Source organism: Bifidobacterium sp. UBA4282 (genome assembly GCF_002394995.1).
Lineage (GTDB): Bacteria > Actinomycetota > Actinomycetes > Actinomycetales > Bifidobacteriaceae > Bifidobacterium > Bifidobacterium pullorum_B.
Map to the genome: position 1 here is coordinate 8,896 of NZ_DGVO01000018.1, position 594 is coordinate 9,489.

1 protein-coding gene is annotated in these 594 nt (G+C 66.8%); it reads right to left on the reverse strand.

Going from position 1 to position 594, the window contains the following annotated elements; translation table 11 throughout:
• Window positions 1-49 precede the first annotated feature (49 nt).
• On the reverse strand, window positions 50-594 hold a 545-nt coding region (locus tag B4C31_RS02645; RefSeq protein WP_291531232.1), incomplete at its 5' end, for a sigma-70 family RNA polymerase sigma factor.

The window sequence follows — 594 nt, forward strand, 5'->3', positions numbered from 1 at the left end:
CTTCCTCGCTCCTCGCGCGGCGGCCTGCCAAGCGGGCCGCCGCTGGCTGTCATTGGTCGAGGAAGTCGCGCAGGGTCTGGGAGCGCGACGGGTGACGCAGTTTCGACATGGTCTTCGACTCGATCTGGCGGATGCGCTCACGGGTCACGCCGTACACGCGGCCGATGTCGTCAAGGGTCTTCGGCTGGCCGTCCTCCAGGCCGTAGCGCATCTTGATGACGCCCGCCTCACGCGGGCTCAGCGTCTCCAGCACCTGCTTGAACTGCTCCTGCAGCAATGAGAACGCGACCGCGTCGGACGGCGCGATGGCGTCGGTGTCCTCGATCAGATCACCGAACTCGGAATCGCCGTCCTCGCCCAGCGGCGTATGCAGCGAGATCGGCTCGCGGCCGTACTTCTGCACCTCCTGCACCTTCTCCACCGGCATGTCCAGCTCACGGGCCAGCTCGTCCGGAGTGGGTTCACGCCCCAGGTCCTGCAGCATCTGGCGCTGCACGCGCGAGAGCTTATTGATGACCTCCACCATGTGCACGGGCACGCGGATGGTACGCGCCTGATCGGCCATGGCTCGGGTGATGGCCTGGCGGATCCACC